The following is a 26,307-nucleotide window of genomic DNA, read 5'->3' on the forward strand; positions in this document are numbered from 1 at the left end:
TTTATGCCTGAACGCCGTGGCCCAGCGCATAAGATGCGCTGCATGAGCACACCCGACCTGCAGATCAGCACCCATCTCATCCACCATCCCTACCAGCCGCCCGAAGGCTTTGTCGCACCGCAGCCGCCGGTGCACAAGGCCTCGACGGTGATCTTCGAGAACGTGGCGGCCATGCGCCGCCGCCAGTGGCTGGACAAGAGCAGCTACACCTACGGCCTGCACGGCACGCCCACCACCTTCTTGCTGGAAGAGCGACTGAGCGCGCTGGAAGGCGGCCTTCAATGCCTGCTGGTGCCCAGCGGCCTGGCGGCCATCGCCACCACCTCCCTGGCCCTGCTGCGCACCGGCGACGAGATGCTGCTGCCCGACAACGCCTACGGTCCCAACAAGACCCTGAGCGAGGGCGAGCTGGCCCATTTCGGCGTGCGCCACCAGTGCTATGACGCCATGGATGTTGCCGACCTCGAAGCCAAAATCACGCCCAAGACGCGTTTGGTCTGGCTGGAGGCGCCGGGCTCGGTGACCATGGAGTTCCCTGACCTCATCGCCATGGTGCGCCTGTGCCGCGCGCGCGGCATCACCACCGTGCTGGACAACACCTGGGGCGCGGGCCTGGCCTTCAATCCCTTCGACCTGCTGGGCGACGGCTCGCACAGCCTGGGGGTGGACGCCACCGTCCATGCGCTGACCAAGTACCCCAGCGGCGGCGGCGATGTGCTCATGGGCAGCATCATCACGCGCGACCAGGCGCTGCACATGCGCATCAAGCTGGCCCATATGCGCCTGGGCCTGGGCGTGGGCGGCAACGACACCGAGGCCGTGCTGCGCTCGCTGCCCAGCATTGCGCTGCGCTATCACGCACAGGACCGCGCCGCGCGCGAGCTGGCGCGCTGGCTGCAGCAGCAGCCGGCCGTGGTCCAGGTGCTGCATCCCGCGCTGGAAGGCGCTCCGGGCCACGAGAACTGGAAGGCCCTGTGCGGAGCCGCCGGCGGCGGCGAGGGCGTGGCGGCCGGCCTGTTCAGCGTGGTCATCGACCCGCGCCACGGCCAGCCGGCCGTGGACCGCTTCTGCGACAGCCTGCGCCTGTTCAAGATCGGCTACAGCTGGGGCGGTCCCATCAGCCTGGTCGTGCCCTATGAGCTGCCGTCCATGCGCAGCTGCCCCACGCCCCAGCTGCGCAGCGGCACTGTGGTGCGCTTTGCCATCGGCCTGGAGGCCGTGCAGGACCTGCGTGCCGACCTGGAGCAGGCCCTGGCCGCCGCGTTCGCATAGTTGAGCGCCAGGCGCCGGTGACATGCGCCTGTCACCGGCAACACCGATGCTCGTTGGCTTCATACCATCCCACGGGGGCCTCCAGGCCCTGGTCCAGCATGAAGCACAAAGAGAGCATCACCAATATCCTGCAGCACGCGAAGACCGCGTCCAATGGGTCCGGCATCGTGGCCAGCCGCCGCCATTTCGTGCGCGGCATGGGCGCATCGGCCCTGGCGCTGCCACTGGCCGGCTGCGGCGGCTCCGATGGCGACAGCAGCATTCCCGTCGAGTTCCGCCACGGCGTGGCCAGCGGCGACCCGTTGAGTGACCGCGTCATCCTCTGGACCCGCGTGACGCCACCCCAGGGCCATTCCAGCGACATCGAGGTGGAGTGGGAGCTGGCCTCGGACGCCGACTTCAAGACCATCGTGGTGTCGGGCAAGGCCATGGCGCGCGCCACCCAGGACTTCACCTTCAAGGCCGACGCCACGGGCCTCAAGCCGGCCACGCGCTACCACTACCGCTTTCGCTGCCAGGGCATGACCAGCGCCACGGGCCGCACGCGCACCCTGCCCGTGGGCGCCGTGCAGCAGGTCAAGCTGGCCGTGTTCTCCTGCGCCAACTACCCGGCGGGCTACTTCAACGTCTACGCGCATGCCGCGCGCCAGGGCGACCTGGATGCCACCGTGCACCTGGGCGACTACATCTATGAGTACGCACGCGGAGGCTATGCCAATGGCAAGGCCGAAGCCATGCAGCGCCAGAGCCTGCCGGCCAACGAAATCGTCAGCCTGGCCGACTACCGCCAGCGCCATGCCCAGTACAAGAGCGATGCCGACCTGCAGGCCCTGCATGCGGCAGCGCCCATGATCGCCGTCTGGGACGATCACGAAGTCTCCAACGACACCTGGATGCACGGCGCCGAAAACCACCAGCCGGCCACCGAGGGCGATTTCGAACTGCGCAAGGTGGCCGCGCTCAAGGCCTATCACGAGTGGATGCCCACGCGCAACGCGCAGCCCGAGATCATCTACCGCAGCTTCGCCTTCGGCGACCTGCTGGCGCTGCACATGCTGGATACGCGCGTCATCGGCCGCGACAAACAACTGGACTACGCCGACTACTTCACCGCCCAGGGCCTGGACGCGGCACGCTTCACCTCCGACATGGCCAATCCTGCGCGCCAGCTCATGGGCGTCACCCAGACCCAGTGGCTGGGCCAGCAGCTGGCGGCCTCGCAGGCCACCTGGCAGATGCTGGGCCAGCAGGTGCTGATGGGGCGCATGGAGCTGCCGGCGCCCTTGCTGATGGACATACTCAGCCCCGGCAGCGGTGTTTCGCTGCCGGCCTACGCGGCGCTGCTGACCAAGGCGCAGGCGAACCCGGCCAGCCTGACGGCGGCGGAAAAGGCCATCCTGGCCCAGCCCAGCATTCCCTACAACCTCGATGCCTGGGACGGCTATGCCGTGGCACGCGAGACCGTGCTGGCCACGGCGCGCAGCCTGGGCAAGAACCTGGTCGTGCTGGCGGGCGACACCCACAATGCCTGGGCCAGCGAACTGCGTGACCGCAGCGGGCAGGCCGTGGGCGTGGAGTTCGCCACCTCGTCCGTCAGCTCGCCGGGTTTCGAGGAATATCTGTCGGGCCAGGACCCGTCCCAGTTGCGTGGCGCGCTGCTGCAATTCATCTCCACGCTCAAGTACTGCGATACCTCGCGCCGTGGCTACATGATCGTCACGGCCACGCCGCAGGCCTGCCAGGCCGAGTGGATCTACGTGGACACCGTGTTCAGCCGCCAGTACCAGGCTGTGCGCGATGCGGCCTGGAAGGTGCTGCCCGGCCAGCCGGGCAAGCTGGTCCAGGCCTGAGTGCAGACTCGGGTACAGACCTGGGTGTCTGGGCGGGCCTCGGTAGTTTCCGCCATGGCAGCAGTGCCATGGCTGCGATAACTTTGGACTCGCTGATCCAGGAGGTCCAGGCATGCAGGCATCCCCCGCTCCCGAGAAAGCTTCCGACAACCCGGCGGGCATGCTGCAGGTGCAACTGCTGCGCATGGCCGATCCCTGGCGCTGGCTGGCCCTGGGCTGGCGCGATCTGCGGCGTGCGCCCGGCGTGGCGCTGTTCTACGGCCTGTGCTTCTGGGCCATGGCCCTGCTGATCGGCTGGGTGTTCCGCGCCAGCCCGGAATACAGCATGGCCATGGCCAGCGGCTGCCTGCTCATCGGCCCCTTCCTGGCCATGGGCCTGTACGACACCAGCCGCCGGCTGGAGCGGGGCTTGCCGCCCCAACTGAGCAGCTCGCTGACCTGCTGGGACACGCAGATGGGCAGCATGGGCATGCTGGTCATGGTGCTGCTGGTGCTGGAGATGCTCTGGGCGCGCGCCTCCATGGTGGTCTTTGCCGTGTTCTTCGATACCGGCATGCCGACCACGGCCGGCATGCTGCAGGCCGTGGCGCGGCCCGAGAACTGGGAATTCCTGGCCATCTACCTGCTGGTCGGCGGCGCCTTCGCGGCCCTGGTATTCGCCAGCATGGTGGTGGCGCTGCCGGCCATGCTGGACCGGGGCTGCGATGCGCTCACGGCTTGCATCACCAGCATGCGCGTGGTCGGCCTGAACCTGGCCGTCATGCTGCAGTGGGCCGCGATCATCACCGTGCTGGTGGCGGTTTCCCTGTGGTGGCATGGCGCGGGCCTGCTGCTGGTGGGGCCTTTGCTGGGCTGTGCCAGTTGGCATGCATACCGTTGCAGCGTGGGCGATTCCGCCGTGCCTGCGTCCACCATATCCTGAGGTTTTCCTGGCAGGCCCCGTCTTGCGGCTACAGTGGGGCTTGCAACAACAGAGGAGTCCACCTGTGGCGACACCCAATTACGCCTATGAAAAACGCCAGCGCGAACTGGCCAAGAAGCAGAAGAAGCTAGAGAAGGAGAAGGCCAAGGCTGAAAAAAGACCCGACGACCATGAGGGCGGCGGCTCAGAAGGTAATGCGCAGGCATCTCCTGCAGCAGCCCGTCCCGGCGAGGAAGGCCGCAGCAACTGACACCCTGCCTGCCCTGAGCTCAGGGCAGCAGCTTGCTGAGCTGGGGCCAGACGTTGTCCAGCATGCGCGGCTGGGCCTTGGCCGTGGGGTGGATGCGGTCGGCCTGGAACCACTGGGCCGAATCGGCCGCATCACCGATGCCGGCCAGCAGGAAGGGCACCAGCGGCACCTTCTGCTCCTGCGCCACCTTGGCAAACAACTGCTCGAACTGGCGCGTATAGCCGCTGCCATAGTTGGGCGGCACCTGCATGCCCACCAGCAGCACCTTGGCTCCGGCATCCCGGGCCGCGCGCACCATGGCGTCCAGATTGCCCTGCGTGCTTTGCAGCGGCAGACCCCGCAGCGCATCGTTGCCACCCAATTCGATCACCACCACCGATGGCTTGTGCTGCTTGAGCAAGGCAGGCAGGCGAGAGCGGCCGCCCGAGGTGGTCTCGCCGCTCACGCTGGCGTTGACCAGCGGCACATTCTTTGGGCTCTCCTGCAGGCGCTTTTGCAGCAGTGCCACCCAGCCCGTGCCACGGGCCAGTCCGTATTCGGCACTCAGCGAGTCGCCCAGCACCAGCAGCGGGCCCGTCTCGGCTGCCCACGTGGACGTGGCCGTCCAAGTACCCAGCAGGCCGAAGGCCAAGCCGGCCGATATAAAGTGGCGGCGTCGGCGCATTGCGCGCAGCTTGTCTTGCATCGTCTTCCCATCCTCCATGTCACAAAGCACTGCCCAGCCCCTGATCGAAGTCGAGCATGTCTTCAAGTCGGTCAGCGATTCGACCGGAACACTGGATATTCTGCGGGATATCGATCTGCGTTTTGCCGCAAGGGAAACCGTGGCCATCGTCGGTGCCTCGGGCTCGGGCAAAAGCACGCTGCTGTCCATTCTTGCCGGCCTGGATACGCCCACGCGCGGCACGGTGCGGCTGCAGGGCCAAGACATGTTCGCGCTGGATGAAGATGCACGCGCCGCCGTGCGCGCGCAAAAGCTCGGCTTTGTGTTTCAGAGCTTCCAGCTGCTGGGCAATCTGACGGCGCTGGAGAACGTGATGCTACCGCTGGAGCTGGCAGGCAGCCGCGAGGCCCGCCGCCGCGCCACCGAGATGCTGGAGCGCGTGGGCCTGGGCCAGCGCCTGGGTCACTATCCCAAGCTGCTGTCGGGCGGCGAGCAGCAGCGCGTGGCGCTGGCCCGCGCCTTCGTGGTCGAGCCCGCCGTGCTGCTGGCCGACGAGCCCACGGGCAGCCTGGACTTTGCGACCGGCGAAACCATCATGGAGCTGATGTTCGCGCTCAACCGCGAACGCGGCACGACGCTGGTCATGGTCACTCATGACCGAGCCATCGCCGCGCGCTGCGAGCGCCGCGTGACCATCGAGGCCGGCCGCGTCGCCAGCATCGAAGAGGGGCAGGCGCTGGCGGCCTGATCGGGGCGCCAGCAAGGGGTGGCGCTCAGGCCGCCACGGCCTCACGGCGCCCGGCTGCCTCGCAGGCAGCCGCCGTGAAGATCACGTCGGTCGAGGAGTTCAGCGCGGTTTCGGCCGAGTCCTGGATCACGCCGATCACAAAGCCCACGCCAACCACCTGCATGGCCAGATCGTTGGAGATGCCGAACAGGCTGCAGGCCAGTGGAATCAGCAGCAGCGAGCCGCCGGCCACGCCCGAGGCGCCGCAGGCGCAGACCGCGGACACCACGCACAGCAAGATGGCGGTCAGCAGATCGACCTCGATGCCCAGCGTATGGGCCGCAGCCAGCGAGAGCACGCTGATGGTGACGGCGGCGCCGGCCATGTTGATGGTGGCGCCCAGCGGGATGGAGACGCTGTAGGTGTCCTCATCCAGGCCCAGGCGCTTGGCCAGCGCCAGGTTCACCGGAATGTTGGCGGCCGAGCTGCGCGTGAAGAAGGCCGTCACCGCGCTCTCGCGCAGGCAGGTCAGCACCAGCGGATAGGGGTTGCGGCGCGTCTGTGTCCAGACGATGAGCGGGTTCACCACCAGGGCCACGAAGAGCATGCAGCCCAGCAGCACGGCCAGCAGGTGCGCGTAGTCCAGCAGCTTTTCCAGGCCCGACTGGGCAAAGGTGCCTGCCACCAGGCCGAAGATGCCCAGCGGCGCCAGACGGATCACGCCCTGGATCACGCGGGTGATGGCCTGGCCCAGGTCCTGCATCACGGTGCGCGTGGACTCCGAGGCATGACGCAGGGCCATGCCCATGGCCAGTGCCCAGGCGAGGATGCCGATGTAGTTGGCATTCATCAGCGCACGCACGGGGTTGTCGAAGGCGCTTTGCACCAGGGCCATCAGCACTTCGCCAATGCGCCCGGGCGCGCCCTGGGCCGGGGCGGCATCCTTGAACTGGATGGTGGAAGGGAAGGCCATGCTGGCCGCCACGGCGACCACGGCCGCCGCAAAGGTGCCCAGCACATACAGCCACAGGATGGGGCGGATCTGCGTGGCCTGGCCAGGCCGGTGGTTGCTGGTGGCCGAGACCACCAGCAGCAGCACCAGCACGGGCGCCACGGCCTTGAGGGCGGAGATGAACAGCGTGCCCAGCAGGGACACGGACTGGGCGGCCTCGGGCCAGAGCCAGGCCAGCAGGCCGCCAGCGACCAGGCTGATGGCGATCTGGCCGACCAGGCTGGTGCGGGCAAGCCGGGCGAAGAGGGCTTTGAGCATGATGGTTGGCAAAGAAAAGGAAAAAACTCAAGCGATGGAAAAATGCAAAGCGGCATGCCCGTGGCTACGGTGCATGCCGCAATGTGCAGGGCTGCTGGAAGGCGGCCAAGCCGCGCAGTGTAGCGGCTACGTAAAAACCACAGGAGCCGTTGCGCGCAGACGGGCTTCGCAAGGCGGGGCCCGGGGCACCGCTCAATTGGCGGGATAATTGCGCCCCATGTCGTCCCCCAAAGTTCTCTTCGGCTTCCACGCCGTCGGCGTGCGCATGAAGACCGCGCCCCAATCCATCATCGAGGTCTACTACGAGGCCACGCGCCGCGATGCGCGCATGCGGCAGTTCCTCGACCGCGCCAAGTCGGCCGGCGTCCGGCTGATCGAGGCCGACGGTGAACGCCTAGCCAAGCTGGCTGGCAGCCATGGCCACCAGGGCGTGGCCGCGCGCGTGGAGGCCGTGGCCCAGGTGCATTCGCTGGACGAATTGCTGGAGCAGCTGGAGGCTGACGGCATCAGCAAGCCCCTGCTGCTGGTGCTGGACGGCGTGACCGATCCGCACAACCTGGGGGCCTGCCTGCGCGTGGCCGATGGCGCCGGCGCCCATGCGGTGATTGCGCCCAAGGACCATGCGGTAGGCGTGAACGCCACCGTGGCCAAGGTGGCCAGCGGCGCGGCCGAGACCGTGCCCTATTTCATGGTCACCAACCTGGCGCGCACGCTCAATGAGCTCAAGGAGCGCGACATCTGGATCATCGGCACCAGCGACGATGCGCCCAAGACCCTGTACGAGGTGGACCTCACGGGCCCCACGGCCCTGGTGCTGGGCGCCGAAGGCGACGGCATGCGCCAGCTCACGCGCAAGACCTGCGACGAGCTGATCGGCATCCCCATGATGGGCGCCGTCTCCAGCCTCAACGTGTCCGTGGCCAGCGGCGTGTGCCTGTACGAAGCGCTGCGCCAGCGCGGCCAGGGCACCACGCCTGCCGTGTCTGCCGCCCCGGCTGACCAGATCTAGGCCGGCGCGCCGCTGGCGCCCGCACTTGCACCCTCACCCGTGCCCAGTTCCACCACGCTCTCGAAGCCGCCCCAGAACATGCGCTTGGCGTCGAAGGGCATGGTGGCCGGGTCCATGGAGGCAATGCGCGGGTCCTTCATGACGGCGGCATTGATGCGGTCGCGCTCCGCGCGCGACGCATAGATGATCCATGAGAAGAACACGATCTCGCCTTCCTTGAGCTGCACGGCCTGGGGAAACGAGGTCAGCTTGCCCATGGGCACGTCGTCGCCCGCGCATTCCCAGTACTGCAGCGCGCCGTACTCCATCCATACCTTGCCTGCGGCCTGCGCCACCTCGCGGTAGGCCTGCAGGTTGGCCCGGGGAACGGGCAGCACGAATCCGTCGATGTAGTGCATGGCTCTCTCCTGGTGAAATCCGGCTTCAGAGCCGGGCTGCGAGCTCGGCCAGCTGGTCCGTGCACTGGCCCCAGCCGGTGTGAAAACCCATGGCCTCGTGCTGGGCGCGGTCGGCGGCATTCCAATGGCGCACCCGGGCGGTATAGCGGGTCTGGCTGCCTTCGGGGTCGAAGGTGACGATGCCCGTCATGAAGGGCTTGTCGGCTGGCACCCAGCCTTGGGTGAAGGCGTCGGTGAAGACCAGGCGCCGGGTGGGAATGACTTCCAGGTAGACGCCGCTGCCGGGCATCTCCTGGCCTTCAGGGCTGCGCATGACGATGAGGCTGTGGCCGCCGGGCCGCACATCGTTGTCCACGCGGGACACGCTCCAGGGGCTGGGCGCAAACCATTGCTGGATCAGCGCGGGTTCGGTCCAGCAGCGGTAGAGCCTGTCGGCAGGAATGTCCAGCAGGCGCGTGAGCACCAGGTCGTTGGCGTGTTCGGGAAGGTCTTGTGCTGTCATGGCGCTCCTCATTGCATGGAATGCAGGCCGATTCGGTTGCCCTCGGTGTCCACCACGACGGCGCAGTGCCCGTGGGGGCCTATGGAGAATTTGGCCTGCTCGATGCGCCCGCCTGCGGCCTCGACGCGGCCCTGTTCGATGGCGCAGTCCTCGCAGCCGAAATAGACCAGGGTGCCGCCGCCGCCGGAAGGTGCGCCGTCCATCCGCACCAGCATTCCGCCCGCGCCGGGGCCTGTCATGTCCATCGGAAAGGACAGCATCTCCTGGCTGTCGGAGCCATCGGGCGCGGGCAGATGCTCCAGCTTGCCCTGGAAGACGGTTTCATAGAACCGGCGCGCACGCGCCATGTCCTGCACATGGATCTCGAACCAGACGACTGGGTTGGCGTTCATGAAGACTCCTTCTTGGGTGACAGAGGCAATGTGTCGGCCGGCCTTGTTCAGGCCTCGCCCTTGACGTTGACCATCCAGGGTGTGTTGAAGCGGTCCGTCACCATGCCAAAGCCCGGCGACCAGAACGTGGCCTGGAAGGGCATGGTCACCTTGCCGCCTTCAGCCAGCGCGTTGAAGATGCGGCCGCCTTCGGTGGCGTCGTCCACGCCGATCGAGATCCACATGCCCTGGGCCTGCTGGTAGCCGCCGCCACCGCAGTTGTCGGTGGCGTCCGAGGCCATCAGCGCCTGGTCCTTGATCTGCAGGTGGGCATGCATGATGAGCCCCTTGGCGGAATCGGGCATCTGCTCCATGCCCGGTGTCTCGCCAAAGGTGCTCTGGTGCACGATGGTGCCGCCGAACAGCCTGGCGTAGAAGGCAAAGGCCTCGGCGCAGTTGCCGTTGAAGTTCAGATAGGGAATGAATTGCATGGGACGCTCCTGAAGTGGATGGTGGCGAGGGGCGGGGGAGAGGAGTGGGAGGATGGGCGCAGGAGGCCTCAGCGGCCGTCATGCGCGCGCTCAAGAGCGGCGATGTCCAGCTTTTGCATGCCCAGCAGGGCCTGCATCACGCGCTGGGCGGCGGCCATGTCGGGGCCCCCCATCCAGCCCGCCATCTGGGCCGGAACGATTTGCCACGACAGGCCATGGCGGTCCTTGAGCCAGCCGCATTGACGCGCCGCCGGGTCGCCGCCCTCGGACAGGGCGCCCCAGTAGTGGTCTATCTCGTCCTGCGTTTCGCAACTGACCATCAGCGAGACGGCCTCGTTGAAGCGGAACATCGGGCCGCCGTTGAGCGCCAGAAAGGGCTGGCCGTCCAGCTCGAATTGCACTGTCATCACGCTGCCCGCCGGCCTGCCGTGGATGTCGTGGCCGGCTTCGCCATAGCGGGCAATGGCCGTGATGCGGGAATCGGGAAAGACTTCCGTATAGAAGCGCGCCGCCTGCTCGCCCTGGTTGTCAAACCAGAGGCAGGGCTGGATGCGGCCGGTGTGCAAAGCCATGCTTGTCTCCTTGGTGACGGTGAAAACCGTTTTTGCCGTTCGATGCCGGCTTTTTATCGATTTCTGCCCGGCGTGTGTACGCCGTTCACATATGCTAGGGACTAAAATGGACGCTGTCCACATCAGGCGCTGTCAGCTTCGGTGTCAAGCTGTAAATCGGCGGGGCAAGGCTGTCGTCCCTTATGTGTGACGTGGTCATGCAGAAAAAAAGGAAGCAAAACAGTGACGCAGCGACGTGTCAGGCGTGAGTCATACCACCACGGCGACCTGCGCCAGGCCCTGGTCGAGGCTGGCCTGGCACTGGCGCGTGAAGGTGGTCCCCAGGCCATCGTGCTGCGCGAGGCTACGCGCCGGGCGGGCGTGGCGCCGAATGCCGCCTATCGCCACTTTGCCAATCGCCAGGCCTTGTTTGACGCCGTGCGCGCTGCGGCCCTGGGCGCACTGGCCGCGGCCATCGAGGCCGAAATGGTCCAGGCCCGTGCCCTGCCCGATGCGCTGCAGCGCTCACGCGCCTTGCTGGCTGCCGTGGGCCGGGGCTACCTGGGCTTTGCCCAGACGGAGACCGGCTGGTTCCGCACGGCCTTTGCCTCCATCGAGTACGACGTGGACCTGCCGCCCGACACCACGCGTGCGGCGGCCATGGGCCTGAACCCGTTCGAGCTGCTGGGCTACGCGCTGGACAGCATGGCCGAGGCCGGCGTGCTGCCGCCCGAGCGCCGTCCCCAGGCCGAGTTCCTGGCCTGGTCGGCCGTGCACGGCATGGCCTTGCTGGTGATCGACGGCCCGCTGCGCCGTGCCACACCCGAGCAGCGGCGTGCGCTGGCGCTGCGCCTGTTGGAGATGGTGGAAAAAGGAATTTGATGCGCCCTGGGGCGGCGCTGCCGCACAATGGCCTGCTTTTTTCCTTCGCCCTCCAATGCCCGACGAACCTTCCCCCACTTCGCTGCCTGCGGCTGCCGCTGAACTGCCCGGCCAGGGTGAGCTCCACGAGCTGCGCGAGCGCATCGCGCATGCAGCGCACATCGCCGTGCTCACGGGCGCAGGCGTCAGTGCCGAGTCCGGCGTGCCCACGTTCCGCGATGACAAGAACAGCTACTGGGCGCAGTTCAACCCGCAGGACATGGCCAGCGAGGCGGGCTTTCGCGCCCATCCGCAGCGCGTGTGGCAGTGGTATGCGCACCGGCGCGAGGCCGTGGCGGCAGTGCAGCCCAATGCAGGCCACCATGCGCTGGCGCAGTGGGCCTTGCAGCACCCGGGCCGCATGACCCTGGTCACGCAGAACGTGGATGGCCTGCACCAGCGCGCGGGCAGCCCCGGCGTGCTGTGCCTGCATGGCGAGTTGATGCGCGACCGCTGGCTCGAGCGGCCCCGCGCCTGCTGCGACCTGGCCGGGCAGAACCCTGGCGAGCCTCCGCAGTGCCCTGTTTGCGGCAACCTGGTGCGCCCGGGCGTGGTCTGGTTCGGCGAGTCCCTGCCCATGGGCGTATGGCAGGCCGCCGAGGCTGCCGTGCAGCGCTGCGAGGTACTGCTGGTGGTCGGCACCTCGGGCGCCGTGTATCCGGCAGCGGGGCTGGCCCGAATCGCGCGCCGGGCAGGCGCGCACGTGGCCGTCATCAACCCGGCACCTTCCGAGCTGGATGACGCAGCGCACCAGTGCCTGCGCGGCCCATCGGCCCAGATCCTGCCCGCGCTGCTGGCGGGCTGAGAGGCCCTGGGCCAGGGCGGGCAGGCTGCCCTGGCCTGCGCAGGTCAGTCCCTTGCGCCTTCTTCCTGACTGGCCTGGTTGAGCTCGGCCACGTCCTGAGCCGACAGCTGCAGGCGCGTGGCCTGCACCAGTTGCTGCAACTGGGCCAGCGAGGTCGCGCTTGCGATGGGCGAAGTCACAAACGGGCGCTGCATCTGCCAGGCCAGGGCCACGCACGCGGGCTGGCTGTTCAGGCGCGCGGCCACGGCGTCCAGGGCCTGCACAATGCGCAGGCCGCGCGGGTTCAGGTAGGTGGCCACGGTCTTGCCGCCGCGCGCACTCTTGGCTGCGTCTTCGCTGCTGCGGTACTTGCCCGTCAGAAAACCTGCTGCCAGCGCATAGAAGTTGATGATGCCCACCTGCTCGGCCGCGCACAGCGGCGCCAGATCGCGCTCGAGCACGGCGCGGTCGTACAGGTTGTACAGCGGCTGCAGGCTCTCGTAGCGCGGCAGGCCCAGCTCGGCGCTGGTGCGCAGGGCCTCGGCCAGGCGCGGCGCGCTGTGGTTGGAGGCGCCGATGGCCCGCACCTTGCCTGCGGCGATCAGGTCTGCAAAGGCGCCCAGGGTATCGGCCAGCGGCACGCTGGCGTCGTCGTCATGCGACTGGTACAGGTCGATGTAGTCCGTCTGCAGGCGCTGCAGCGAGGCATCCACGGCCTGGCGGATGTACTCGGGGCGCAGGCCCACCCGGCCCTCGCCCATGTCCTTGCCGACCTTGGTGGCCAGCACGATGTCGGCGCGCCGTCCGCTGCGCCTGAGCCATTTGCCGATCACGGTCTCCGACTCGCCGCCCGCATGGCCCGGCGCCCAACGCGAGTACACGTCGGCCGTGTCGATGAAGTTCATGCCGGCATCCAGCCAGGCGTCGAGCAGCGAGAACGACGTGGCCTCGTCCACGGTCCAGCCGAAGACATTGCCGCCAAAGCACAGCGGCGAGACCTGCAGGCCGCTGCGGCCCAGGGAACGAAGGGAAGGGGCTTGCGCCATGTACGGCTCCTTTTGACGAAAAAACCAGGGTAGTCCTCAGGACCTCTCAGATCCAGCCCAGCGCACCCAGCAGCGCGCCCGCACCCAGCAGCCACAGCAGGTGGATGCGCGTGCGCCACACCAGCAGGGCGCAGGCCAGGGTCAGCAGCCACAGGCGCCAGTCCTGTGCCGGGCGGCCGCTGGCGCTGCCCAGCAGCCAGCCCGTGGCCAGCAGCAGCCCGATGACCAGCGGCCCCATGCCCTGCTTGAAGGCACGTACGCCGCGCCGGTTCCTGTTGCGCTGGCCCCAGCGCGAGGCCTGCCAGGCCAGCAGGGAGCTGGGCAGCAGGATGCCGACCATGCAGATGGTCACGCCCAGCGCGCCAAAGGTCCATGCCAGCGGCCCGGTGCCCCCGCCCGCGTTCAGGCCCAGGTTCCAGCCCAGCAGGGCGATGAAGAGAACATTGGGCCCGGGCGCCGCCTGGGCGATGGCGATGGAGCTGCTGAACTGCGCCTCGCTGAGCCAGCCGTGGCCATCGACCAGAAAGCGGTGCATGTCGGGCGCCGTGGCAATGGCGCCGCCCACGGCCATCAGCGACAGCGTCAGGAAATACAGCAGCAACTGCAGCCAGTCGGCGGGCTGCAGGTTCAGGGCGATCTGTTGGGCGGCGTTCATGGGGCGAGCTTTCTCCAGGTCAGCACGCAGCCGGCACCGCCGACCACCAGCAGCACCCAGGCCAGCGGCACGCGCAGCACGGCCATGGCAATGAACGAGGCCAGCGCCAGGGCCGCGCTGCACCAGCGCCCCAGCGGGTGTCGGCTCAGCGTGCTGGTCAGCTTCAGCCCCATGCCCGCCACCAGGCCGGCCGCGACGGCGCCCATGCCGCGCAGCGCCCCGGCCATGGCGGGGTGGTCGGCCAGCTGCGAATAGATCACGGTCAGCGTCAGCACCAGCAGCATGGGAAAGCACAGCATCCCGCACACGGCCACCACGGCACCACGCCAGCCGAAGTAGCGCTCGCCAATAGTGATGGACAGGTTGACCACATTGGGCCCGGGCATGATCTGGGCCACGGCCCAGTCCTCCATGAACTCGTCGTTGGTCAGCCAGCGCTTTTTCTCGACCAGCTCGCGCTGCACCACAGCCAGCACGCCGCCAAAGCCCTGCAGGGCCAGCCAGGTGAAGGACCAGAACAGGTCGCGCAGGTTGGCGGGGGCGGGGCGCTGTGCAGGCGCATCGGCGGTGTCGTGTGGCGGGGAAGCCTGGGGCGGCGATGCGGGCATGTTCTGGCTTGTATCTGGGCCGCCCGGGCAGGGCCCGGGGACGGCATCGCTGTTGTCATGGGGTGGAACCGTGCGGGCCGATCCTGTCTCCGTGCCTGCCTCGGGGTGGCACGCACGGAATATTAATCCTGCGCAGCGGCCTCGTCGGCAGCGGCCCCATCGGCAACGGCGATGGGGGCATTGCAAGCGCAGATGGCTTGCTGCCGGCATGCACCCGGGCCTGCCCGCCGGCCTGCCTGCCTGCCTGCCTGAACAGGAGTAGATTCTCTCCACCCACACAACCCGAGGATCTCCGGCATGGACATGGATTGGAGCAAGGCGCTGCAGGAAAGCCTGGTCTGGCTGGCGGCGGCATCAGTGATCACCGTCGTGGCTTTCGCGGCCGTGGCGCTGCTGGTGGTGCGATTCACCCGCTGGGGTCGGCAGTTCTGGCAGCTGGCCGGCCCGTTCCTGCACCCCAGAAACAGCTGGTGGCCGCTGCTGGTGTTCATGCTGGTGCTGGCCCTGGTCTCTGTGCGCATGAACGTGCTGTTTTCCTACTGGTACAACGGGTTCTACAGCGCGCTGCAGGAGCTGGACCAGAAGGGCTTTTGGCGATTTCTGGGCATCTTCGCGGTGCTGGCCACCATCCACATCCTGCGCGAGCTGTTCAATTTCTATGTGAACCAGGCGTTCCGCATCCGCTGGCGGGTCTGGCTCAATGAGCGCGTGACCACCGACTGGATGCGCGGCGATGCCTACTACCGCAGCCACTTCCTGGACGAGCCGGTGGACAACCCCGACCAGCGCATCGAGCTGGATGTGAACACCTTTGTCTCGAACTCGCTGACCCTGGCGCTGGGTGCCGTCAGCGCGGTGGTCTCGCTGGTAGCGTTCACGGGCATTCTCTGGGGGCTGTCCGCGCCCATTGCCGTGGCGGGCGTGGAGGTTCCGCGGGCCATGGTCTTTGCGGTCTACGTCTATGTGATCGTCGCCACGCTGATCGCCTTTCGCCTGGGCCAGCCGCTGATCCGGCTGAACTTCCTGAACGAGAGGCTCACCGCCAACTTCCGCTACGCCCTGGTGCGCGTGCGCGAATACGCGGAGAACATCGCCTTCTACCAGGGCGCGGCCATCGAACGCAACACGCTTTTGACGCGCTTCTCGGCATTGATCGCCAATGTCTGGGCGCTGGTCTACCGCAGCCTGAAGTTCGACGGCTTCAACCTCACCGTCAACCAGGTGGCCGTGGTCTTTCCCTTTCTGCTGCAGGCGCCGCGCTTTTTCAGCGGTGCCATCAAGCTCGGTGATGTGATGCAGACCTCGCAGGCCTTTGGGCAGGTGCAGGATGCGCTGTCCTTCTTCCGAACCTCCTACGACACCTTCGCCCAGTACCGCGCTGCGCTGGACAGCCTGTGCGGCTTTCTGGATGCCAATGCCCAGACCCGCGAACTGCCCCAGGTCGTCCACAGAGAGCAACCCGGCGCCCTGGACATCGAGGACCTGCAGGTCAGCCGCCCTGATGGCCACCACCTGCTCAGCGGCCTGCAACTGAAGCTCATTCCCGGCCAGGCGCTGCTGATCAAGGGGCCTTCGGGCAGCGGCAAGACCACCTTGCTGCGGTCCATTGCCGGCCTGTGGCCGCACGCCGAAGGCACGGTGGGCCGCCCGGGTGGCCACCAGGCGCTGTTCCTGTCTCAGCGTCCGTATCTGCCGCTGGGTGACCTGCGCACGGCTATTGCCTATCCCGCCGATGCATCGCCGCAGGATGACGAGCGGCTGCAGCAGGCGCTGCGCCAGGTCAGCCTAGCCCATCTGGCGGACAAGCTGGATGTGAACCAGGATTGGTCCCGCATCCTGTCGATTGGCGAGCAGCAGCGCCTGGCCTTTGCCCGCGTGCTGTTCAACCGGCCCGCCATCGTCTTTCTCGATGAATCCACCTCGGCCATGGATGAGGGCCTGGAGCATGCGCTGTACACCCTGCTGCGCGAGCAGATGCGCTCGACCATGCTGGTGAGCGTGGGCCACCGCAGCACGCTGGCGGGTTTCCATACCCACGCGCTGGCGGTCGATGGCAATGGCGGGTGGACGCTGTCGGAAGGAAGCGCACCGCAGAGCGCGCCCCGGGCTTGATCCGCGTGCGGCCCTGGGCCGCGCGAGATCAATCGTCCATGGGCAAGGGATCGCAGTTGCCCAGGTCGGACGGCGGCGGCTCGCGCAACTGGCTTACCGCGTCGCGCAGGGCGGTGCGCAGGCCCTCTTCCAGCACGGGGTGGTAGAAGGGCGCACGCAGCAACTCGTGCACGGTCAGTTGCTGCTGCACGGCCAGGGCCAGCAGATGGGCCAGATGCTCGCCGCCCGGTGCACACATTTCCGCGCCCAGCAGCAGGCCGCTGGCCGGGTCCGCATAGACATGAAGCAGGCCCGCGTTGCGCTGCGCAGCGCGTGCACGCCCCTGGTGCGCAAAGTCCACGCGGCCCACCACGAAGTCCTGCCCCAGCAGCGCCTTCATGGGCTGGCCCACCACGGCCGCGTTGGGCGAGCTGAAGACAATGGACAGCGGCGTGCGCCGCTCAAAGCAGGCCACGTTCTCTGCCATGGCGTTGGTGCCTGCGATATGGCCTTCGTCCACGGCCTCATGCAACAAGGGGCGGTCGCCATTGGCATCGCCCGCGAGGAACAGCGGCAGCTCGCCGACTTGCAGTGTCTGCCGGCTCACGGGCGGCTGCCCGTGCTCGTCCAGCTCAAGCCCCAGTGTCTCAAGGCCCAGGCCTTCGAGCTGCGGGCGCCGGCCCATGGCGGCCACCACATGGTCCACGACGATGCGGGTGTCGCCTGCACGCACGACGATGCTGCTGTCCGGGCCCTTGCTCAACTGCACTTCATGGTCGGTGATCACCGTCATCTCTTTCTCAAGCAGATGCCGCAATGCGTCGGTGACATTCGGGTCGGACAGGCCGGCAAGCTTCGGGCCGCGTCCCAGTGCGGTGACCTCCAGTCCCAGCCGTGCCAGCGCCTGTGCAATCTCCACGCCCAGCGGACCCAGGCCGACGACGGCCACGCGCGGGCCCAGCGTCTTGCGTTCGAACAAGGTGTCCGTGGTCAGGATGCGCTTGCCAAAGCGCTTCCATTCCTCCGGCACCACGGGGCTGGAGCCCGGAGCGAGGATGAGCTTGCGCGCAGCCAGCACCTTGCCGTTGACCTCGATCCGATTGGCTGCCAGCAGCCTGGCACGCCCGTCGATGGCCCGCCAGCCCAGGCCCTCCGTGGCCTTGATCGTGCTTGCCACGAACTCGTCGCGCAGCTTGCGCACGCGGCGCAAAACGGCGGGCAGGTCCAGCTGCAGCCCGCTCGCACCGCGTATGCCGAAGGTATCGAAGTGATGGCGTGCATGGAAGGCGTTGGCCGCCTCGATCAGCAACTTGGACGGCATGCATCCCACCCGCGCACAGGTCGTTCCCCAGGGCCCGTCGTTGACGATGGCGAAATGCTCCGTGTGCTTGCGCACCTCGCGCAGCGCCGACAGTCCGGCCGAGCCGGCACCGACGATGATCACGTCGAGGGCGGTGGTGGGTGGGTTTTTCATGCTGTCTGATTCCTTTGACTGTGGCACCAGGTCCCGTGGAGGTCTCCGCTGCCGGTGGATGTGCCGAAAGGTGTGCCGACGGGAGTGCCGACTGAAGTGCCGACAGATGGTCGAGATGACTGCCTCGCCTGCCATGGGACATGCGTGCCAGTCTGCATGCTGGCGCTCGCGGCAGTCGTAGGCGAAGGGCCGAAACCGCTGCTGGACATTCAGCGCCCGGCCCGTGCCGCGCAGGGGCTAGCCGGATGCCCAGTGTTGCCATGCCGCGTCCGTGCGGCTGCCTGATGCGCCGACATCCGCTTCCCGCGCAAAGCGCCTGAGAGATGTCTCGGTAACCCTCAAATGGCTGACACGGCACAAGCGGCTTTGCGCCGTCTGCAGCCAGCGGCGCAGGGACCAATCAAGCTGCGCCACCACCCCGCCATGCACCTGTGCGCTGTGCAGGCGCAGGCGGCCATCGAGGATGAAGGCCTTCACCGTCCGGGCGGACAACTGCAGGTCCTCGCAGACCTGCCGCAGCCCGACGCCCTCGCGGACCCGGGTGCTCAGGCCGCGCCTGTGCATCTGGCAGCGAACGGAGCGTTCGCTGCGGTTCAGCCGGCGGCAGATCACCTGCACGGGCAGGACGCCGGCCCAGCGTTCGAGTGCAAGCAGTTCTGCGGGACTCCAGCGGCGGCGAATTGCGCCATTCGGCCATGCGCTGTCGGATGTCAGGCAGTGTCTGATTGCCATGGAAAGCTCCCATTCATATGGCGCTGCGCTGTGGCATGGCCTGAATCCCGGATGCCGATGAGACAATTATTGATGGGGGATTCTTGTGCAAGCCTTTGATTTTGTTGATTGTTTTTGTTGTTTTGATTGCTGCTCGGATGGACGGCTCCATACCGCGATGCCTATCGTGGGGCCGGGACGCGGATCACGGAAATAGCGTCTGCACCGGCGCGCATATGCCAAGCCCCATGCGGATTTCCTGTTCGGCGCCCGATTTCCATGAACGACTTCTTTGCTTTTTCAGGAGAACCCTTCATGCGCCTTCAGCCAAAGCATTTGAATTTTTCCGTTGCGTGCCTTGCGTTGCTGGCACTGCCGGCCGCGCAGGCCCTGCCCATGCAGGACGTGGGCACGTCGGCAGGCCCGCAATGCGTGGGCCTGGACATCAACAACAGCGGCCATGTCGTGGGCGCCTGTGCAGAGAGCGACGGCTCGTCCGCAGGCTTCGTGTCGCTGGCACCGGGCAGTGCGGCAGACCTTGTGCGCCTGTCGCCGGGGCGCAACTGCAACGCGGCGGCCATCACCAACAGCGGCCAGGTGGTGGGCAGCTGCCTGGACGGCAATTCGGTGTCCGTGGGCGTGTTCTGGAATGCGGCCACGCCGGCCACGGTGCAGACACTGCAGCCGCTGACGCTCGATGTGCGCAGCATGCCCACGGCATTCAACCAGGGCGGCTATGTGGCAGGCGTCAGCCTGAGCGGCAGCAACACGGCCCGCCCTGTCATGTGGCGCAACAATGAAACCACGGCACGCGCGCTGCCGGCGGGTCTGCTGGGCCTGAACAGCACCAACTGCATTCCGTCCGATGTGGACAATTTCGTGGTGGGCGGCAACATGCCGGGCATCGTGGGCAACTGTCCCGACAACAGCGGGCATCCGCGTCCTGTCTATTGGTCTGCCGCAGTTCTGGGCGGCTATATGGCCACGGCCCTGAACCTGCCTCTCAATGCCGTCTTCTGCCGCGCAAAGACCGTCGTCAATACCCGCATCATGGGCTACTGCGATTTCGGTGCCCAGGGTGGACGCACCGTCGTCTGGCTCAACTCGTCCTCCAGTCCGCAGGTGCTGTCCATATCGTCCCCGCCCGCGCGAAACAGCGGCGTCGATCTCAACATCCTCGGCGAGGTGATTGGGCACTACCAGTTGGCAGACGGGCGCAGCATGCCCTATTACTGGAACAGCCAGACCGGTGTCATCCGCGATATTCCTCCGCTGCCTGGCGGCATGAATGCACGTGTGGTGGATATCGGTGACAACGGAACGGTGGCGGGCCACAGCGAACTGGCCGACGGAAGTTCGCACGCCATCACCTGGACCCCCTTGGGCGGCACCGTGGACCAGGGAACCCTCGCAGGCGGCGAGAACAGTGCGGCCTCGGCACTGAGCCAGGATGGCTGCTACATGACAGGAAGGAGCGAAGTCGCGCAATTGGCCACGCATGCCTTCGTGCAGAACCTGTGCACGCCATGAAGGCGCAGCCTCATCTCGCACCGTGCATAAAGGAAATACCATGAATATGCGATATCCAAGACTTGCAACCCCACTGGCAATTGTTGTGTGCGGGCTCTGGGTCCCTGCTGTGCAAGCGAATGGCATTTCATTCGAGGATTTTTCCTCCTCCAATGCGGCACAGGCTTTTGTAGGATCATACGGTATGATGCCCCTAATGATTAGGGCGCAAACGAGCGAGTTGGCGAAATTGATGGAGATGATGGCTGCGAATACAGGTAAAACCGAACTACTGCCATTTATGATGATGGCGAAAGGATTATGAACATGTTTGCGGTATGAATGCGCCTGTGGTGAATATAGGCGATACCTCAATGGTGGCTTGCTACAGCGAACTGGGCGATGAAAGCTTTCGCGCCATCATCTGGGCGTCCACAGACAACGCGTGCTGTGTGCAGAATCTGTGGACTCCTGCTCGTCAGTATCAATTCAAAAACGATGAGATAAAGGGGCTGAAATGAGAGTTCGATATGAAAAATCATTGTCCACTATGGTGGTATTTATTGTTTTAATGTCCTCCTCCGCGCTGCATGCGAAGAATATTTATTTTTCGGAAGATGGTCTAATAAATTTAGAAAATAGCAGCCTGCATGCGAATGATGGTTTAGTTAAATCTATCATTTGTGACACTATTTTGCTATTGTTAACTGACGAGCTGCTAGTTGGTTATTGCCTGAGGTAGTCCTTTGGGAAATTTCATTAATCGGACCTTGAGAACAGGCTGTGCTAACTATTTAATTTCACGTGACTCATTGTCCCGGCTTGCCATTTTGCATTGAGGGTAGTCGATGGGTAATCACCAGTATCAAATCAGTCTGGCAATGTCATGCGGCCCAGCCTTCCGCCATGGCTGGGCGCCCGTTCCGGCGCAGGGGCATCGTCGGCCATCAACTTCCCCATCAGGCCTCGCAGGATTGCCAGCGTCGGCGCCTCGCTGCGCTGACGCAGCGTGACCAGCCCGAAGCGGGCGGTGCTGCGCATGGGCGGGTCCATGGGCAATTCGGCCAGGTCCGGTGCGACGGCGCGCACGGCCAGCAGCACGGTGTCGCTGTTGCGCGCAACGTCCACGAGGCTGGGCAACTCCTCGCACTGCAGTGTGACGAACCGCGCCGGGTGGGCCGTGGCGCCATAGGTTTCCACCAGCAGCCAGGCCACTTGGTCGCTCAGCGGGGTGGAGGCGACGGGGTAGCGCTGCACATCCTCGAAGCGCAGATCCCGCTGCAGGCGGGCGAGTGGATGGTCGGTGCGGCACATGAAGGCGGCGCGCATTTCGTGCACGACGTCCAGCGCAAGGTCGGGTGCGGGCCGCAGCGCGCGCAGGTCCACGACCAGGGCGTCGAGCAGGCGCTCGCGTAGCGAGTGCACCAGCAGATCGGTGCTGCCGCGCGCCACCTCGGTTCGCACGCCGGGGTGGTGCACGGTCATGTGCTGCAGGAACGGCGTCATCAATATTGCGCCGGGGCCCGATCCCAGGCCCACACGCACGGTGCCGGCCGCACCCTCGCGCAATTGGCGCCCCCTGTCACGCAGCTCGTCGGCCTCGGTCACCAGGGCGCGCGCCCGTCCCAGCATCTCGCGGCCGAAGGCTGTGAGTTCGCTGTGGCGGCCGATGCGGTCGAACAAGGGTATGCCCAGCTCCTGCTCCAGCGCGCGCACGCTGCGGCTGAGGGCCGGCTGTGTCAGATGCATGGCCTCGGCCGAGCGGCTGAAGGAGCCGGTCTGCGCCACCGATATGAGATGCCTGAGCTGCACCAGCGTCATGATTTTTCGCGCCCTGAAGTCTGCATGAAACTCATGCTAATGCAGCCAACAATGCATTGGACGTTCGATGACCCGGCTCCTAGGATGCCGCGTATCCGGCCGACCGAGCCGGAGCCATCCACCAAGGAGACATGATGAGATTTTTGTTCCAGCGCGTTTGGCTGACGGGCGCCGGCTTGCTGCTGAGCGCGGGCCTGGCCTGTGCGCAGAGCCCGTCCTCCAGGCCCGTAAGCCTGATGGTTCCCTATCCGGCCGGCGGCCCTTCGGACGCCATTGCCCGCATCTTCAGCGTGCCGCTGGCCAAGGCGCTGGGCCAGCAGGTCATTGTGGAGAACCTGGGCGGCGTCAGCGGCGCCATGGCCGCGCAGAAAGTGCTGGCCGCTCCGCCTGATGGGCACTTTGTCTTCCAGGGCTCGCCCAACGAGGTGATCCTGTCGCCGCTGGCCAATGCCGCCGTGCGGCTCAAGGCGGAGGATTTCCGGCTGGTCCATCCCGTGGCCGAGGCCGTGATGGTGTTTGTCGCCCGCAAGGACCTGGAGGCCGGCAACGTGGATGAGCTGATCGCGCTGGCCCGCAAAAGCGCCAGCCGGCCGCTGTCTTACGGCAGTGTCGGCATTGGCTCGCTCTACCACCTGATTCTGGAGAAGGTGCAGCAGGACGCTGGCATACAACTCATGCATGCGCCCTACAAGGGCAACGCGCCGCTGCTGCAGGACATCGGTAGCGGACAGGTCGATTTCGCTGTGCTCGTCTACAGCGCTGCCATGGGCGCGCTGGCCGAGCAGGGCCGGCTCAAGATCCTGGGCCAGCTGGGGGAGCAGCGATCGGAGCTGCTCAAGAATGTGCCCACGGTGCGTGAGGGCCGGGAGCTGAAAAACTTCGCCTACAAGACCTGGACCAGTTTCCTGGTGCGCAAGGACACGCCGCAGGAGGTGGTGCAAAGGTTGCACCAGGCGATAGGTGCCATGCTCAAGGACCCGGGCGTGCGCGAGCAACTGGCCCTGCAGACGCAGCTGGCCGCGGCGCCCATGTCGCTGGCCGAGGCGGCGCAGTTCTATGAGGCCGAGACCGCCCGCTACCGCAGCATTGCCCGCTCCATCCGCCTGCAACCTCAGTGAGATGCCGCACATGAACACTCTTTTGGACACTTTGCGCGGCTCGGCCGCAGCCTTCGTCGAGGTGCGCCGCGACATCCACAGGCACCCCGAGCTCGGCTTCGAGGAACATCGCACCAGCGCCCTGGTCGCGCGGCAGCTGGAGCAATGGGGCTACGAGGTGGAGCGCGGGCTGGGCGGCACGGGCGTGGTGGGGCGGCTGGTGCGCGGCAGCGGCCACCGGCGTCTGGGCCTGCGCGCCGACATGGACGCGCTGCCCATCACCGAGGCCAATGCCTTCGCCCACGCCAGCACGCATGACGGCGTGATGCATGCCTGCGGGCATGACGGCCATACAGCCATGCTGCTGGCGGCGGCCCGGCATCTTGCCCATGACGGCGCTTTTGACGGGACCTTGACGCTGATCTTCCAGCCTGCGGAGGAGGGCGGCGGCGGTGCCCTGCGCATGATGGAAGATGGGCTGTTCGAGCGCCACCCCTGCGACGCCATCTTCGCCATGCACAACATGCCGGGCATGCCCCAGGGACGGCTGGCGCTGCGCGAGGGCGCAGCCATGGCGTCCTCCGACTACGCCACGCTCACCCTCACCGGCGTGGGAGGGCACGGTGCCATGCCGCACCGCACGGCCGATCCCATCGTGGCGGCTGCCAGCATCGTCATGGCCTTGCAGACCATCGTCTCGCGCAACATCGATCCGCTGCAGATGGCGGTGGTGACCGTGGGAGCCATCCACGCAGGCAAGGCCAACAACGTGATTGCCCACAGCGCTGCGCTGGAGTTGAGCGTGCGTGCGCTGGATGCCGATGTGCGCAGGCTGCTGGAGCAGCGCATTCGCGACCTGGTGAGTGCGCAGGCCGAGAGCTTCGGCGTGCAGGCGCAACTCGACTGGCGACCCGGCTACGCGGTGCTGGTCAACACGCCCAAGGAGACGGACTTCGCGCGCCAGATCGCGCTTGAGCTGCTGGGCCCGGAACATGTCACGCTGCAGGCGCCGCCCTTGCCGGGCAGCGAAGACTTCGCCTTCATGCTGCAGCGCGTGCCAGGCAGCTATCTGCTGATTGGCAATGGCGAGGGAAGCGAGCAAGGCGCCTGCATGGTGCACAACCCGGGCTATGACTTCAACGACGACAACATCGCCGTGGGCGCCGCCTACTGGGTGCTGCTGGCGCAGCGGTTTCTGGTGGCCGGTTGAACTGCTTGAGCCCGGCGCATCTCATTCGCCGGGGTGGACTTCCATCCAGCCCACGCGTCCTTGACCGCTCTCGTTGAGGCGGCTCACAAAGCCTTCAGCCTGCGACTGCGGCAGGCGCAGATCGAACTGCACCAGCGATCCATGCTCGACCTGGAGCAGCTCGGCGCCTGCTGCATCGATCTCGCGGCGCACCAGGCCTTCCAGCGCATAGGGCACGGCGCAGCGCAGCGATTGCATGCGCTGCAGTGTCACTTTCTCGGCGGTCAGCAGGGCCTGGGCCACGGCATCGGTGTAGGCGCGCACCAGGCCACCTGCGCCCAGCTTGACACCGCCGAAGTAGCGCACCACGGTGGCCAGCACGCCTTCCAGGTCCTGGTGGCGCAGCACGTCCAGCATGGGGCGGCCTGCCGTGCCGCTGGGCTCGCCGTCATCGACGGCTGCCGACTGGCCGCCTGCCAGCAGCGCCCAGCAGACATGGGCGGCGCCGGGGTGCTCGCGCCATAGCGCATCGACCACCGCCTGGGCGCTGGCGCGGTCGGCCATCGGCTGCACGCAACCGATGAAGCGGCTTTTCTTGATGATGAGTTCGCTGTGCGCGGGCGCACGGAGTGTCTGTGGCATGGAGGGCGGCAAGCTTACCCGATCGCCCCTGGCCCGGTGTTTGGCGCATGGATTCATTACGCCTTTATTACGAAGCGCTACACATTTGTGAGCATGCGTACCTTGTGTCATTTCAGCTTCAGAGGGTTGCATCCAGGTTTGTCCTACAGAAATCGTGAAAGATTCGCAGTAAGCTTTCTGTCAAGGAGGCGCAATCATGAACACCCCACCTTCCCGCGATCCCGTTCTCACCGAACACACCTTTGGCCGCGATCATTTCAGTCCCCCGCCCATGGCGCTGGAGCAAGCTGGTCAGGACCACGAAGCCGCTGGCGGCGGCATTCCTCTGGATCTGGACCAGCGCATCCGCAACGTCGGCGAATGGTGATGGCAGGTGCCGCCTGGCCAAGGGCCTGCAGCGGCACCAGTGCTGTCAGGTCCGGCTGGACCGTGCAGCGGCCCGCCGACAGGCGGTGACCCTCAAGCGAACAGGCCGCGAACCAGGCGCAGCAGGCTCTTGCCTCGCTGCGCTGGATTTATCATTTCCAGTTTCCAATTTCCACGTACCTACCCACCCAGGCCGGCTGCGCGAAGCGCCGGCCTTTTTGCATTCCTGCAGGAACCATGAGCACTGACACAGGGCGCAGCCATTGGCTGCTGGCGCCTGCCTCCGCCAGCGACGCCAGCCTGCCCGTGCCCCTGGGCGATGTGACGGCGCTGCTGGGGCAGGTGGGCCGCTCCAGCGCCAGCAGCGATGAGGTGGCCGGGCAGTTGCTGCATTTGCTGGGCCGGCACGTGCCGCTGGCGCAGTGCACCATCTTCTCGTTCCAGGGCCGATCACGGCCGCGCATCGTGGGTTTTGGCGACCGGGCACGAACGGGAGCGCTGCCCATGATTTCGCAGGACTACAGCGAGCGCTTCTATCCGCTCGACGGCGCACAGCGCGTGATGCAGGCGGAACTTGCGCGGCAGCAGCGCGACCCCCAGGCTCCCGCGCGCGTGTGGCTGCACCGCCAGCGCCCCTGCGATGTCAGCCATCCCGAGTACCGCCATGTCTGCTATGGGTTGCCGCGCCTGGTGGAGCGGCTCTCGCTGCTGACCCTGCAGCCTGGCGCGCGGTGGCTGGCGGTGAACCTGTACCGGGGCGAGGAGCACGGCTGCCTTGATGCGCAGTCCATCGCACGCATCGAAGCCTTTGCGCCCCTGGTCATGCAGGCCATGCGCCTGCACTATGCGGGCCAGGCACTGCAGGACGATCTGGCGGGGCTGGTGCTGGCGCGCCTGGCCGGGCGCTTTGCCCATCTCACGCAGCGCGATCTGGACGTAGTGCGCTGCGTGATTGAGGGGCTTGATGCCGAGCGGCTGGCGCAGCGCCTGGGCATCACCGTGTCCAGCGCGCGCACCTATCTCAAGCGGGTCTGCGCCAAACTGGGCGTGCAGGGGCAGCGTGAGCTGTTTGCCTTGTTGATGGCGCCCGAGGCGCTGTCCTGAGCCCCGGAGGCG

The 26,307-nt window shown here is 66.5% G+C and carries 30 protein-coding genes; 16 read left to right on the forward strand and 14 right to left on the reverse strand.

Annotation, left to right across the window (positions count from 1 at the left end; all coding sequences use genetic code 11):
* The first annotated feature begins 42 nt into the window (after window positions 1-42).
* From ACM14_RS13150 to ACM14_RS30630, 4 genes are all read left to right on the forward strand, one after another.
* Window positions 43-1,272 carry a PLP-dependent transferase gene (locus tag ACM14_RS13150; RefSeq protein ID WP_065346395.1) on the forward strand — a complete coding sequence of 410 codons (1,230 nt, stop codon included), beginning with the start codon at window positions 43-45 and terminating at the stop codon, window positions 1,270-1,272.
* A gap of 98 nt (window positions 1,273-1,370) precedes the next feature.
* On the forward strand, window positions 1,371-3,122 hold the full coding sequence (locus tag ACM14_RS13155; RefSeq protein ID WP_065346370.1) for an alkaline phosphatase: 1,752 nt from the start codon (window positions 1,371-1,373) through the stop codon (window positions 3,120-3,122).
* Between the two features lie 112 nt (window positions 3,123-3,234).
* Window positions 3,235-4,044, forward strand: coding sequence for a DUF2189 domain-containing protein (locus ACM14_RS13160; protein ID WP_065346371.1), 810 nt, complete (start codon window positions 3,235-3,237; stop codon window positions 4,042-4,044).
* A gap of 64 nt (window positions 4,045-4,108) precedes the next feature.
* Window positions 4,109-4,294, forward strand: a complete 186-nt coding sequence (locus tag ACM14_RS30630; RefSeq protein WP_084027362.1) for a hypothetical protein — start codon at window positions 4,109-4,111, stop codon at window positions 4,292-4,294.
* 19 nt (window positions 4,295-4,313) lie between these two features.
* Here the strand turns inward: ACM14_RS30630 and ACM14_RS13165 are convergent, their stop codons facing one another.
* Window positions 4,314-4,979: an arylesterase gene (locus ACM14_RS13165; protein WP_034398647.1), complete on the reverse strand. Its 666-nt coding sequence runs from the start codon at window positions 4,977-4,979 to the stop codon at window positions 4,314-4,316.
* Between the two features lie 16 nt (window positions 4,980-4,995).
* Between ACM14_RS13165 and ACM14_RS13170 the strand changes: the two genes are divergently transcribed.
* The gene (locus ACM14_RS13170) at window positions 4,996-5,706 is read left to right on the forward strand and encodes an ABC transporter ATP-binding protein (RefSeq protein ID WP_013802182.1); all 711 of its coding nucleotides are present in this window, start codon (window positions 4,996-4,998) and stop codon (window positions 5,704-5,706) included.
* 25 nt (window positions 5,707-5,731) lie between these two features.
* Here ACM14_RS13170 and sstT read toward each other — a convergent pair whose 3' ends face one another.
* Window positions 5,732-6,955: a serine/threonine transporter SstT gene (gene sstT / locus ACM14_RS13175; protein WP_013802183.1), complete on the reverse strand. Its 1,224-nt coding sequence runs from the start codon at window positions 6,953-6,955 to the stop codon at window positions 5,732-5,734.
* A gap of 217 nt (window positions 6,956-7,172) precedes the next feature.
* Here sstT and rlmB point away from each other — a divergent pair, with 217 nt between their 5' ends.
* Window positions 7,173-7,964, forward strand: coding sequence for a 23S rRNA (guanosine(2251)-2'-O)-methyltransferase RlmB (gene rlmB / locus ACM14_RS13180; protein WP_012205857.1), 792 nt, complete (start codon window positions 7,173-7,175; stop codon window positions 7,962-7,964).
* On the opposite strand, the gene ACM14_RS13185 is transcribed toward rlmB, so the two are convergent.
* The 5 genes from ACM14_RS13185 to ACM14_RS13205 form a co-directional block, all read right to left on the reverse strand.
* Window positions 7,961-8,362, reverse strand: coding sequence for a DUF1428 domain-containing protein (locus ACM14_RS13185; protein ID WP_034394298.1), 402 nt, complete (start codon window positions 8,360-8,362; stop codon window positions 7,961-7,963). The genes rlmB and ACM14_RS13185 overlap by 4 nt on opposite strands.
* Window positions 8,363-8,387: 25 nt before the next feature.
* On the reverse strand, window positions 8,388-8,864 hold the full coding sequence (locus ACM14_RS13190; RefSeq protein WP_065346372.1) for an SRPBCC family protein: 477 nt from the start codon (window positions 8,862-8,864) through the stop codon (window positions 8,388-8,390).
* Window positions 8,865-8,872: 8 nt separating this feature from the next.
* Window positions 8,873-9,256, reverse strand: a complete 384-nt coding sequence (locus tag ACM14_RS13195; RefSeq protein ID WP_013802186.1) for a VOC family protein — start codon at window positions 9,254-9,256, stop codon at window positions 8,873-8,875.
* A 47-nt stretch (window positions 9,257-9,303) separates the two neighbouring features.
* The gene (locus tag ACM14_RS13200) at window positions 9,304-9,726 is read right to left on the reverse strand and encodes a VOC family protein (protein WP_034394280.1); all 423 of its coding nucleotides are present in this window, start codon (window positions 9,724-9,726) and stop codon (window positions 9,304-9,306) included.
* A 68-nt stretch (window positions 9,727-9,794) separates the two neighbouring features.
* Window positions 9,795-10,298, reverse strand: coding sequence for a VOC family protein (locus ACM14_RS13205; protein ID WP_065346373.1), 504 nt, complete (start codon window positions 10,296-10,298; stop codon window positions 9,795-9,797).
* 222 nt (window positions 10,299-10,520) lie between these two features.
* Between ACM14_RS13205 and ACM14_RS13210 the strand changes: the two genes are divergently transcribed.
* Together ACM14_RS13210 and ACM14_RS13215 are read left to right on the forward strand one after the other, a co-directional pair.
* Window positions 10,521-11,159, forward strand: coding sequence for a TetR/AcrR family transcriptional regulator (locus tag ACM14_RS13210; protein ID WP_065346374.1), 639 nt, complete (start codon window positions 10,521-10,523; stop codon window positions 11,157-11,159).
* Between the two features lie 55 nt (window positions 11,160-11,214).
* Window positions 11,215-12,003: an NAD-dependent deacylase gene (locus tag ACM14_RS13215; RefSeq protein WP_013802190.1), complete on the forward strand. Its 789-nt coding sequence runs from the start codon at window positions 11,215-11,217 to the stop codon at window positions 12,001-12,003.
* 44 nt (window positions 12,004-12,047) lie between these two features.
* Here ACM14_RS13215 and ACM14_RS13220 read toward each other — a convergent pair whose 3' ends face one another.
* The 3 genes from ACM14_RS13220 to ACM14_RS13230 are packed head-to-tail and all read right to left on the reverse strand — an operon-like array spanning window position 12,048 to window position 14,291.
* A complete protein-coding gene (locus tag ACM14_RS13220) occupies window positions 12,048-13,028 on the reverse strand; it encodes an aldo/keto reductase (RefSeq protein WP_013802191.1) in 981 nt (326 codons plus the stop codon).
* Window positions 13,029-13,074: 46 nt separating this feature from the next.
* On the reverse strand, window positions 13,075-13,683 hold the full coding sequence (locus tag ACM14_RS13225) for a chromate transporter (RefSeq protein WP_065346375.1): 609 nt from the start codon (window positions 13,681-13,683) through the stop codon (window positions 13,075-13,077).
* Window positions 13,680-14,291, reverse strand: a complete 612-nt coding sequence (locus ACM14_RS13230) for a chromate transporter (protein ID WP_065346376.1) — start codon at window positions 14,289-14,291, stop codon at window positions 13,680-13,682. Before ACM14_RS13230 ends, ACM14_RS13225 begins: the two co-directional genes overlap by 4 nt.
* 297 nt (window positions 14,292-14,588) lie before the next feature.
* Between ACM14_RS13230 and ACM14_RS13235 the strand changes: the two genes are divergently transcribed.
* The gene (locus ACM14_RS13235; protein ID WP_065346377.1) at window positions 14,589-16,403 is read left to right on the forward strand and encodes an ABC transporter ATP-binding protein/permease; all 1,815 of its coding nucleotides are present in this window, start codon (window positions 14,589-14,591) and stop codon (window positions 16,401-16,403) included.
* A gap of 28 nt (window positions 16,404-16,431) precedes the next feature.
* Here ACM14_RS13235 and ACM14_RS13240 read toward each other — a convergent pair whose 3' ends face one another.
* Both ACM14_RS13240 and ACM14_RS13245 read right to left on the reverse strand, forming a co-directional pair.
* Window positions 16,432-17,856, reverse strand: coding sequence for a dihydrolipoyl dehydrogenase (locus tag ACM14_RS13240; RefSeq protein WP_065346378.1), 1,425 nt, complete (start codon window positions 17,854-17,856; stop codon window positions 16,432-16,434).
* A 237-nt stretch (window positions 17,857-18,093) separates the two neighbouring features.
* A complete protein-coding gene (locus ACM14_RS13245) occupies window positions 18,094-18,588 on the reverse strand; it encodes a hypothetical protein (protein WP_065346379.1) in 495 nt (164 codons plus the stop codon).
* Between the two features lie 294 nt (window positions 18,589-18,882).
* Here ACM14_RS13245 and ACM14_RS13250 point away from each other — a divergent pair, with 294 nt between their 5' ends.
* From ACM14_RS13250 to ACM14_RS31530, 3 genes are read left to right on the forward strand one after another with little or no spacing between them, the layout of a single operon-like run.
* Window positions 18,883-20,097 carry an HAF family protein gene (locus ACM14_RS13250; protein ID WP_046239844.1) on the forward strand — a complete coding sequence of 405 codons (1,215 nt, stop codon included), beginning with the start codon at window positions 18,883-18,885 and terminating at the stop codon, window positions 20,095-20,097.
* Window positions 20,098-20,137: 40 nt separating this feature from the next.
* The gene (locus tag ACM14_RS31525) at window positions 20,138-20,401 is read left to right on the forward strand and encodes a hypothetical protein (protein ID WP_139093417.1); all 264 of its coding nucleotides are present in this window, start codon (window positions 20,138-20,140) and stop codon (window positions 20,399-20,401) included.
* Between the two features lie 13 nt (window positions 20,402-20,414).
* Window positions 20,415-20,597, forward strand: coding sequence for a hypothetical protein (locus ACM14_RS31530; protein WP_139093418.1), 183 nt, complete (start codon window positions 20,415-20,417; stop codon window positions 20,595-20,597).
* Window positions 20,598-20,946: 349 nt separating this feature from the next.
* Here ACM14_RS31530 and ACM14_RS13255 read toward each other — a convergent pair whose 3' ends face one another.
* A complete protein-coding gene (locus ACM14_RS13255; RefSeq protein ID WP_065346380.1) occupies window positions 20,947-21,897 on the reverse strand; it encodes a LysR family transcriptional regulator in 951 nt (316 codons plus the stop codon).
* A 134-nt stretch (window positions 21,898-22,031) separates the two neighbouring features.
* Here ACM14_RS13255 and ACM14_RS13260 point away from each other — a divergent pair, with 134 nt between their 5' ends.
* Window positions 22,032-23,015 carry a tripartite tricarboxylate transporter substrate binding protein gene (locus ACM14_RS13260; RefSeq protein WP_065346396.1) on the forward strand — a complete coding sequence of 328 codons (984 nt, stop codon included), beginning with the start codon at window positions 22,032-22,034 and terminating at the stop codon, window positions 23,013-23,015.
* 10 nt (window positions 23,016-23,025) lie between these two features.
* Entirely contained in the window at window positions 23,026-24,204 is a 1,179-nt protein-coding gene (locus tag ACM14_RS13265) for a M20 aminoacylase family protein (protein WP_065346397.1), read from the forward strand.
* A gap of 21 nt (window positions 24,205-24,225) precedes the next feature.
* Here ACM14_RS13265 and ACM14_RS13270 read toward each other — a convergent pair whose 3' ends face one another.
* A complete protein-coding gene (locus ACM14_RS13270) occupies window positions 24,226-24,825 on the reverse strand; it encodes a YigZ family protein (RefSeq protein ID WP_013802201.1) in 600 nt (199 codons plus the stop codon).
* A gap of 196 nt (window positions 24,826-25,021) precedes the next feature.
* Between ACM14_RS13270 and ACM14_RS32060 the strand changes: the two genes are divergently transcribed.
* Both ACM14_RS32060 and ACM14_RS13275 read left to right on the forward strand, forming a co-directional pair.
* Window positions 25,022-25,192, forward strand: coding sequence for a hypothetical protein (locus ACM14_RS32060; protein ID WP_012205835.1), 171 nt, complete (start codon window positions 25,022-25,024; stop codon window positions 25,190-25,192).
* A gap of 236 nt (window positions 25,193-25,428) precedes the next feature.
* The gene (locus ACM14_RS13275) at window positions 25,429-26,295 is read left to right on the forward strand and encodes a helix-turn-helix transcriptional regulator (RefSeq protein WP_065346381.1); all 867 of its coding nucleotides are present in this window, start codon (window positions 25,429-25,431) and stop codon (window positions 26,293-26,295) included.
* The last annotated feature ends 12 nt before the right edge of the window (window positions 26,296-26,307 follow it).

The organism is Delftia sp. JD2, from assembly GCF_001682645.1.
Taxonomy (GTDB): Bacteria; Pseudomonadota; Gammaproteobacteria; order Burkholderiales; family Burkholderiaceae_C; genus Comamonas; species Comamonas acidovorans.

Bases quoted from the DNA above. Each gene is read 5' to 3' on its own strand.
- ACM14_RS13150 (WP_065346395.1), top strand. From the start codon at position 43: ATGAGCACACCCGACCTGCAGATCAGCACCCATCTCATCCACCATCCC.
- ACM14_RS13155 (WP_065346370.1), top strand. From the start codon at position 1,371: ATGAAGCACAAAGAGAGCATCACCAATATCCTGCAGCACGCGAAGACC.
- ACM14_RS13160 (WP_065346371.1), top strand. From the start codon at position 3,235: ATGCAGGCATCCCCCGCTCCCGAGAAAGCTTCCGACAACCCGGCGGGC.
- ACM14_RS13165 (WP_034398647.1), bottom strand. From the start codon at position 4,979: ATGCAAGACAAGCTGCGCGCAATGCGCCGACGCCGCCACTTTATATCG.
- ACM14_RS13170 (WP_013802182.1), top strand. From the start codon at position 4,996: ATGTCACAAAGCACTGCCCAGCCCCTGATCGAAGTCGAGCATGTCTTC.
- sstT (WP_013802183.1), bottom strand. From the start codon at position 6,955: ATGCTCAAAGCCCTCTTCGCCCGGCTTGCCCGCACCAGCCTGGTCGGC.
- rlmB (WP_012205857.1), top strand. From the start codon at position 7,173: ATGTCGTCCCCCAAAGTTCTCTTCGGCTTCCACGCCGTCGGCGTGCGC.
- ACM14_RS13185 (WP_034394298.1), bottom strand. From the start codon at position 8,362: ATGCACTACATCGACGGATTCGTGCTGCCCGTTCCCCGGGCCAACCTG.
- ACM14_RS13190 (WP_065346372.1), bottom strand. From the start codon at position 8,864: ATGACAGCACAAGACCTTCCCGAACACGCCAACGACCTGGTGCTCACG.
- ACM14_RS13195 (WP_013802186.1), bottom strand. From the start codon at position 9,256: ATGAACGCCAACCCAGTCGTCTGGTTCGAGATCCATGTGCAGGACATG.
- ACM14_RS13200 (WP_034394280.1), bottom strand. From the start codon at position 9,726: ATGCAATTCATTCCCTATCTGAACTTCAACGGCAACTGCGCCGAGGCC.
- ACM14_RS13205 (WP_065346373.1), bottom strand. From the start codon at position 10,298: ATGGCTTTGCACACCGGCCGCATCCAGCCCTGCCTCTGGTTTGACAAC.
- ACM14_RS13215 (WP_013802190.1), top strand. From the start codon at position 11,215: ATGCCCGACGAACCTTCCCCCACTTCGCTGCCTGCGGCTGCCGCTGAA.
- ACM14_RS13220 (WP_013802191.1), bottom strand. From the start codon at position 13,028: ATGGCGCAAGCCCCTTCCCTTCGTTCCCTGGGCCGCAGCGGCCTGCAG.
- ACM14_RS13225 (WP_065346375.1), bottom strand. From the start codon at position 13,683: ATGAACGCCGCCCAACAGATCGCCCTGAACCTGCAGCCCGCCGACTGG.
- ACM14_RS13230 (WP_065346376.1), bottom strand. From the start codon at position 14,291: ATGCCCGCATCGCCGCCCCAGGCTTCCCCGCCACACGACACCGCCGAT.
- ACM14_RS13235 (WP_065346377.1), top strand. From the start codon at position 14,589: ATGGACATGGATTGGAGCAAGGCGCTGCAGGAAAGCCTGGTCTGGCTG.
- ACM14_RS13240 (WP_065346378.1), bottom strand. From the start codon at position 17,856: ATGAAAAACCCACCCACCACCGCCCTCGACGTGATCATCGTCGGTGCC.
- ACM14_RS13245 (WP_065346379.1), bottom strand. From the start codon at position 18,588: ATGGCAATCAGACACTGCCTGACATCCGACAGCGCATGGCCGAATGGC.
- ACM14_RS13250 (WP_046239844.1), top strand. From the start codon at position 18,883: ATGCGCCTTCAGCCAAAGCATTTGAATTTTTCCGTTGCGTGCCTTGCG.
- ACM14_RS31525 (WP_139093417.1), top strand. From the start codon at position 20,138: ATGAATATGCGATATCCAAGACTTGCAACCCCACTGGCAATTGTTGTG.
- ACM14_RS31530 (WP_139093418.1), top strand. From the start codon at position 20,415: ATGAATGCGCCTGTGGTGAATATAGGCGATACCTCAATGGTGGCTTGC.
- ACM14_RS13255 (WP_065346380.1), bottom strand. From the start codon at position 21,897: ATGACGCTGGTGCAGCTCAGGCATCTCATATCGGTGGCGCAGACCGGC.
- ACM14_RS13260 (WP_065346396.1), top strand. From the start codon at position 22,032: ATGAGATTTTTGTTCCAGCGCGTTTGGCTGACGGGCGCCGGCTTGCTG.
- ACM14_RS13265 (WP_065346397.1), top strand. From the start codon at position 23,026: ATGAACACTCTTTTGGACACTTTGCGCGGCTCGGCCGCAGCCTTCGTC.
- ACM14_RS13270 (WP_013802201.1), bottom strand. From the start codon at position 24,825: ATGCCACAGACACTCCGTGCGCCCGCGCACAGCGAACTCATCATCAAG.
- ACM14_RS32060 (WP_012205835.1), top strand. From the start codon at position 25,022: ATGAACACCCCACCTTCCCGCGATCCCGTTCTCACCGAACACACCTTT.
- ACM14_RS13275 (WP_065346381.1), top strand. From the start codon at position 25,429: ATGAGCACTGACACAGGGCGCAGCCATTGGCTGCTGGCGCCTGCCTCC.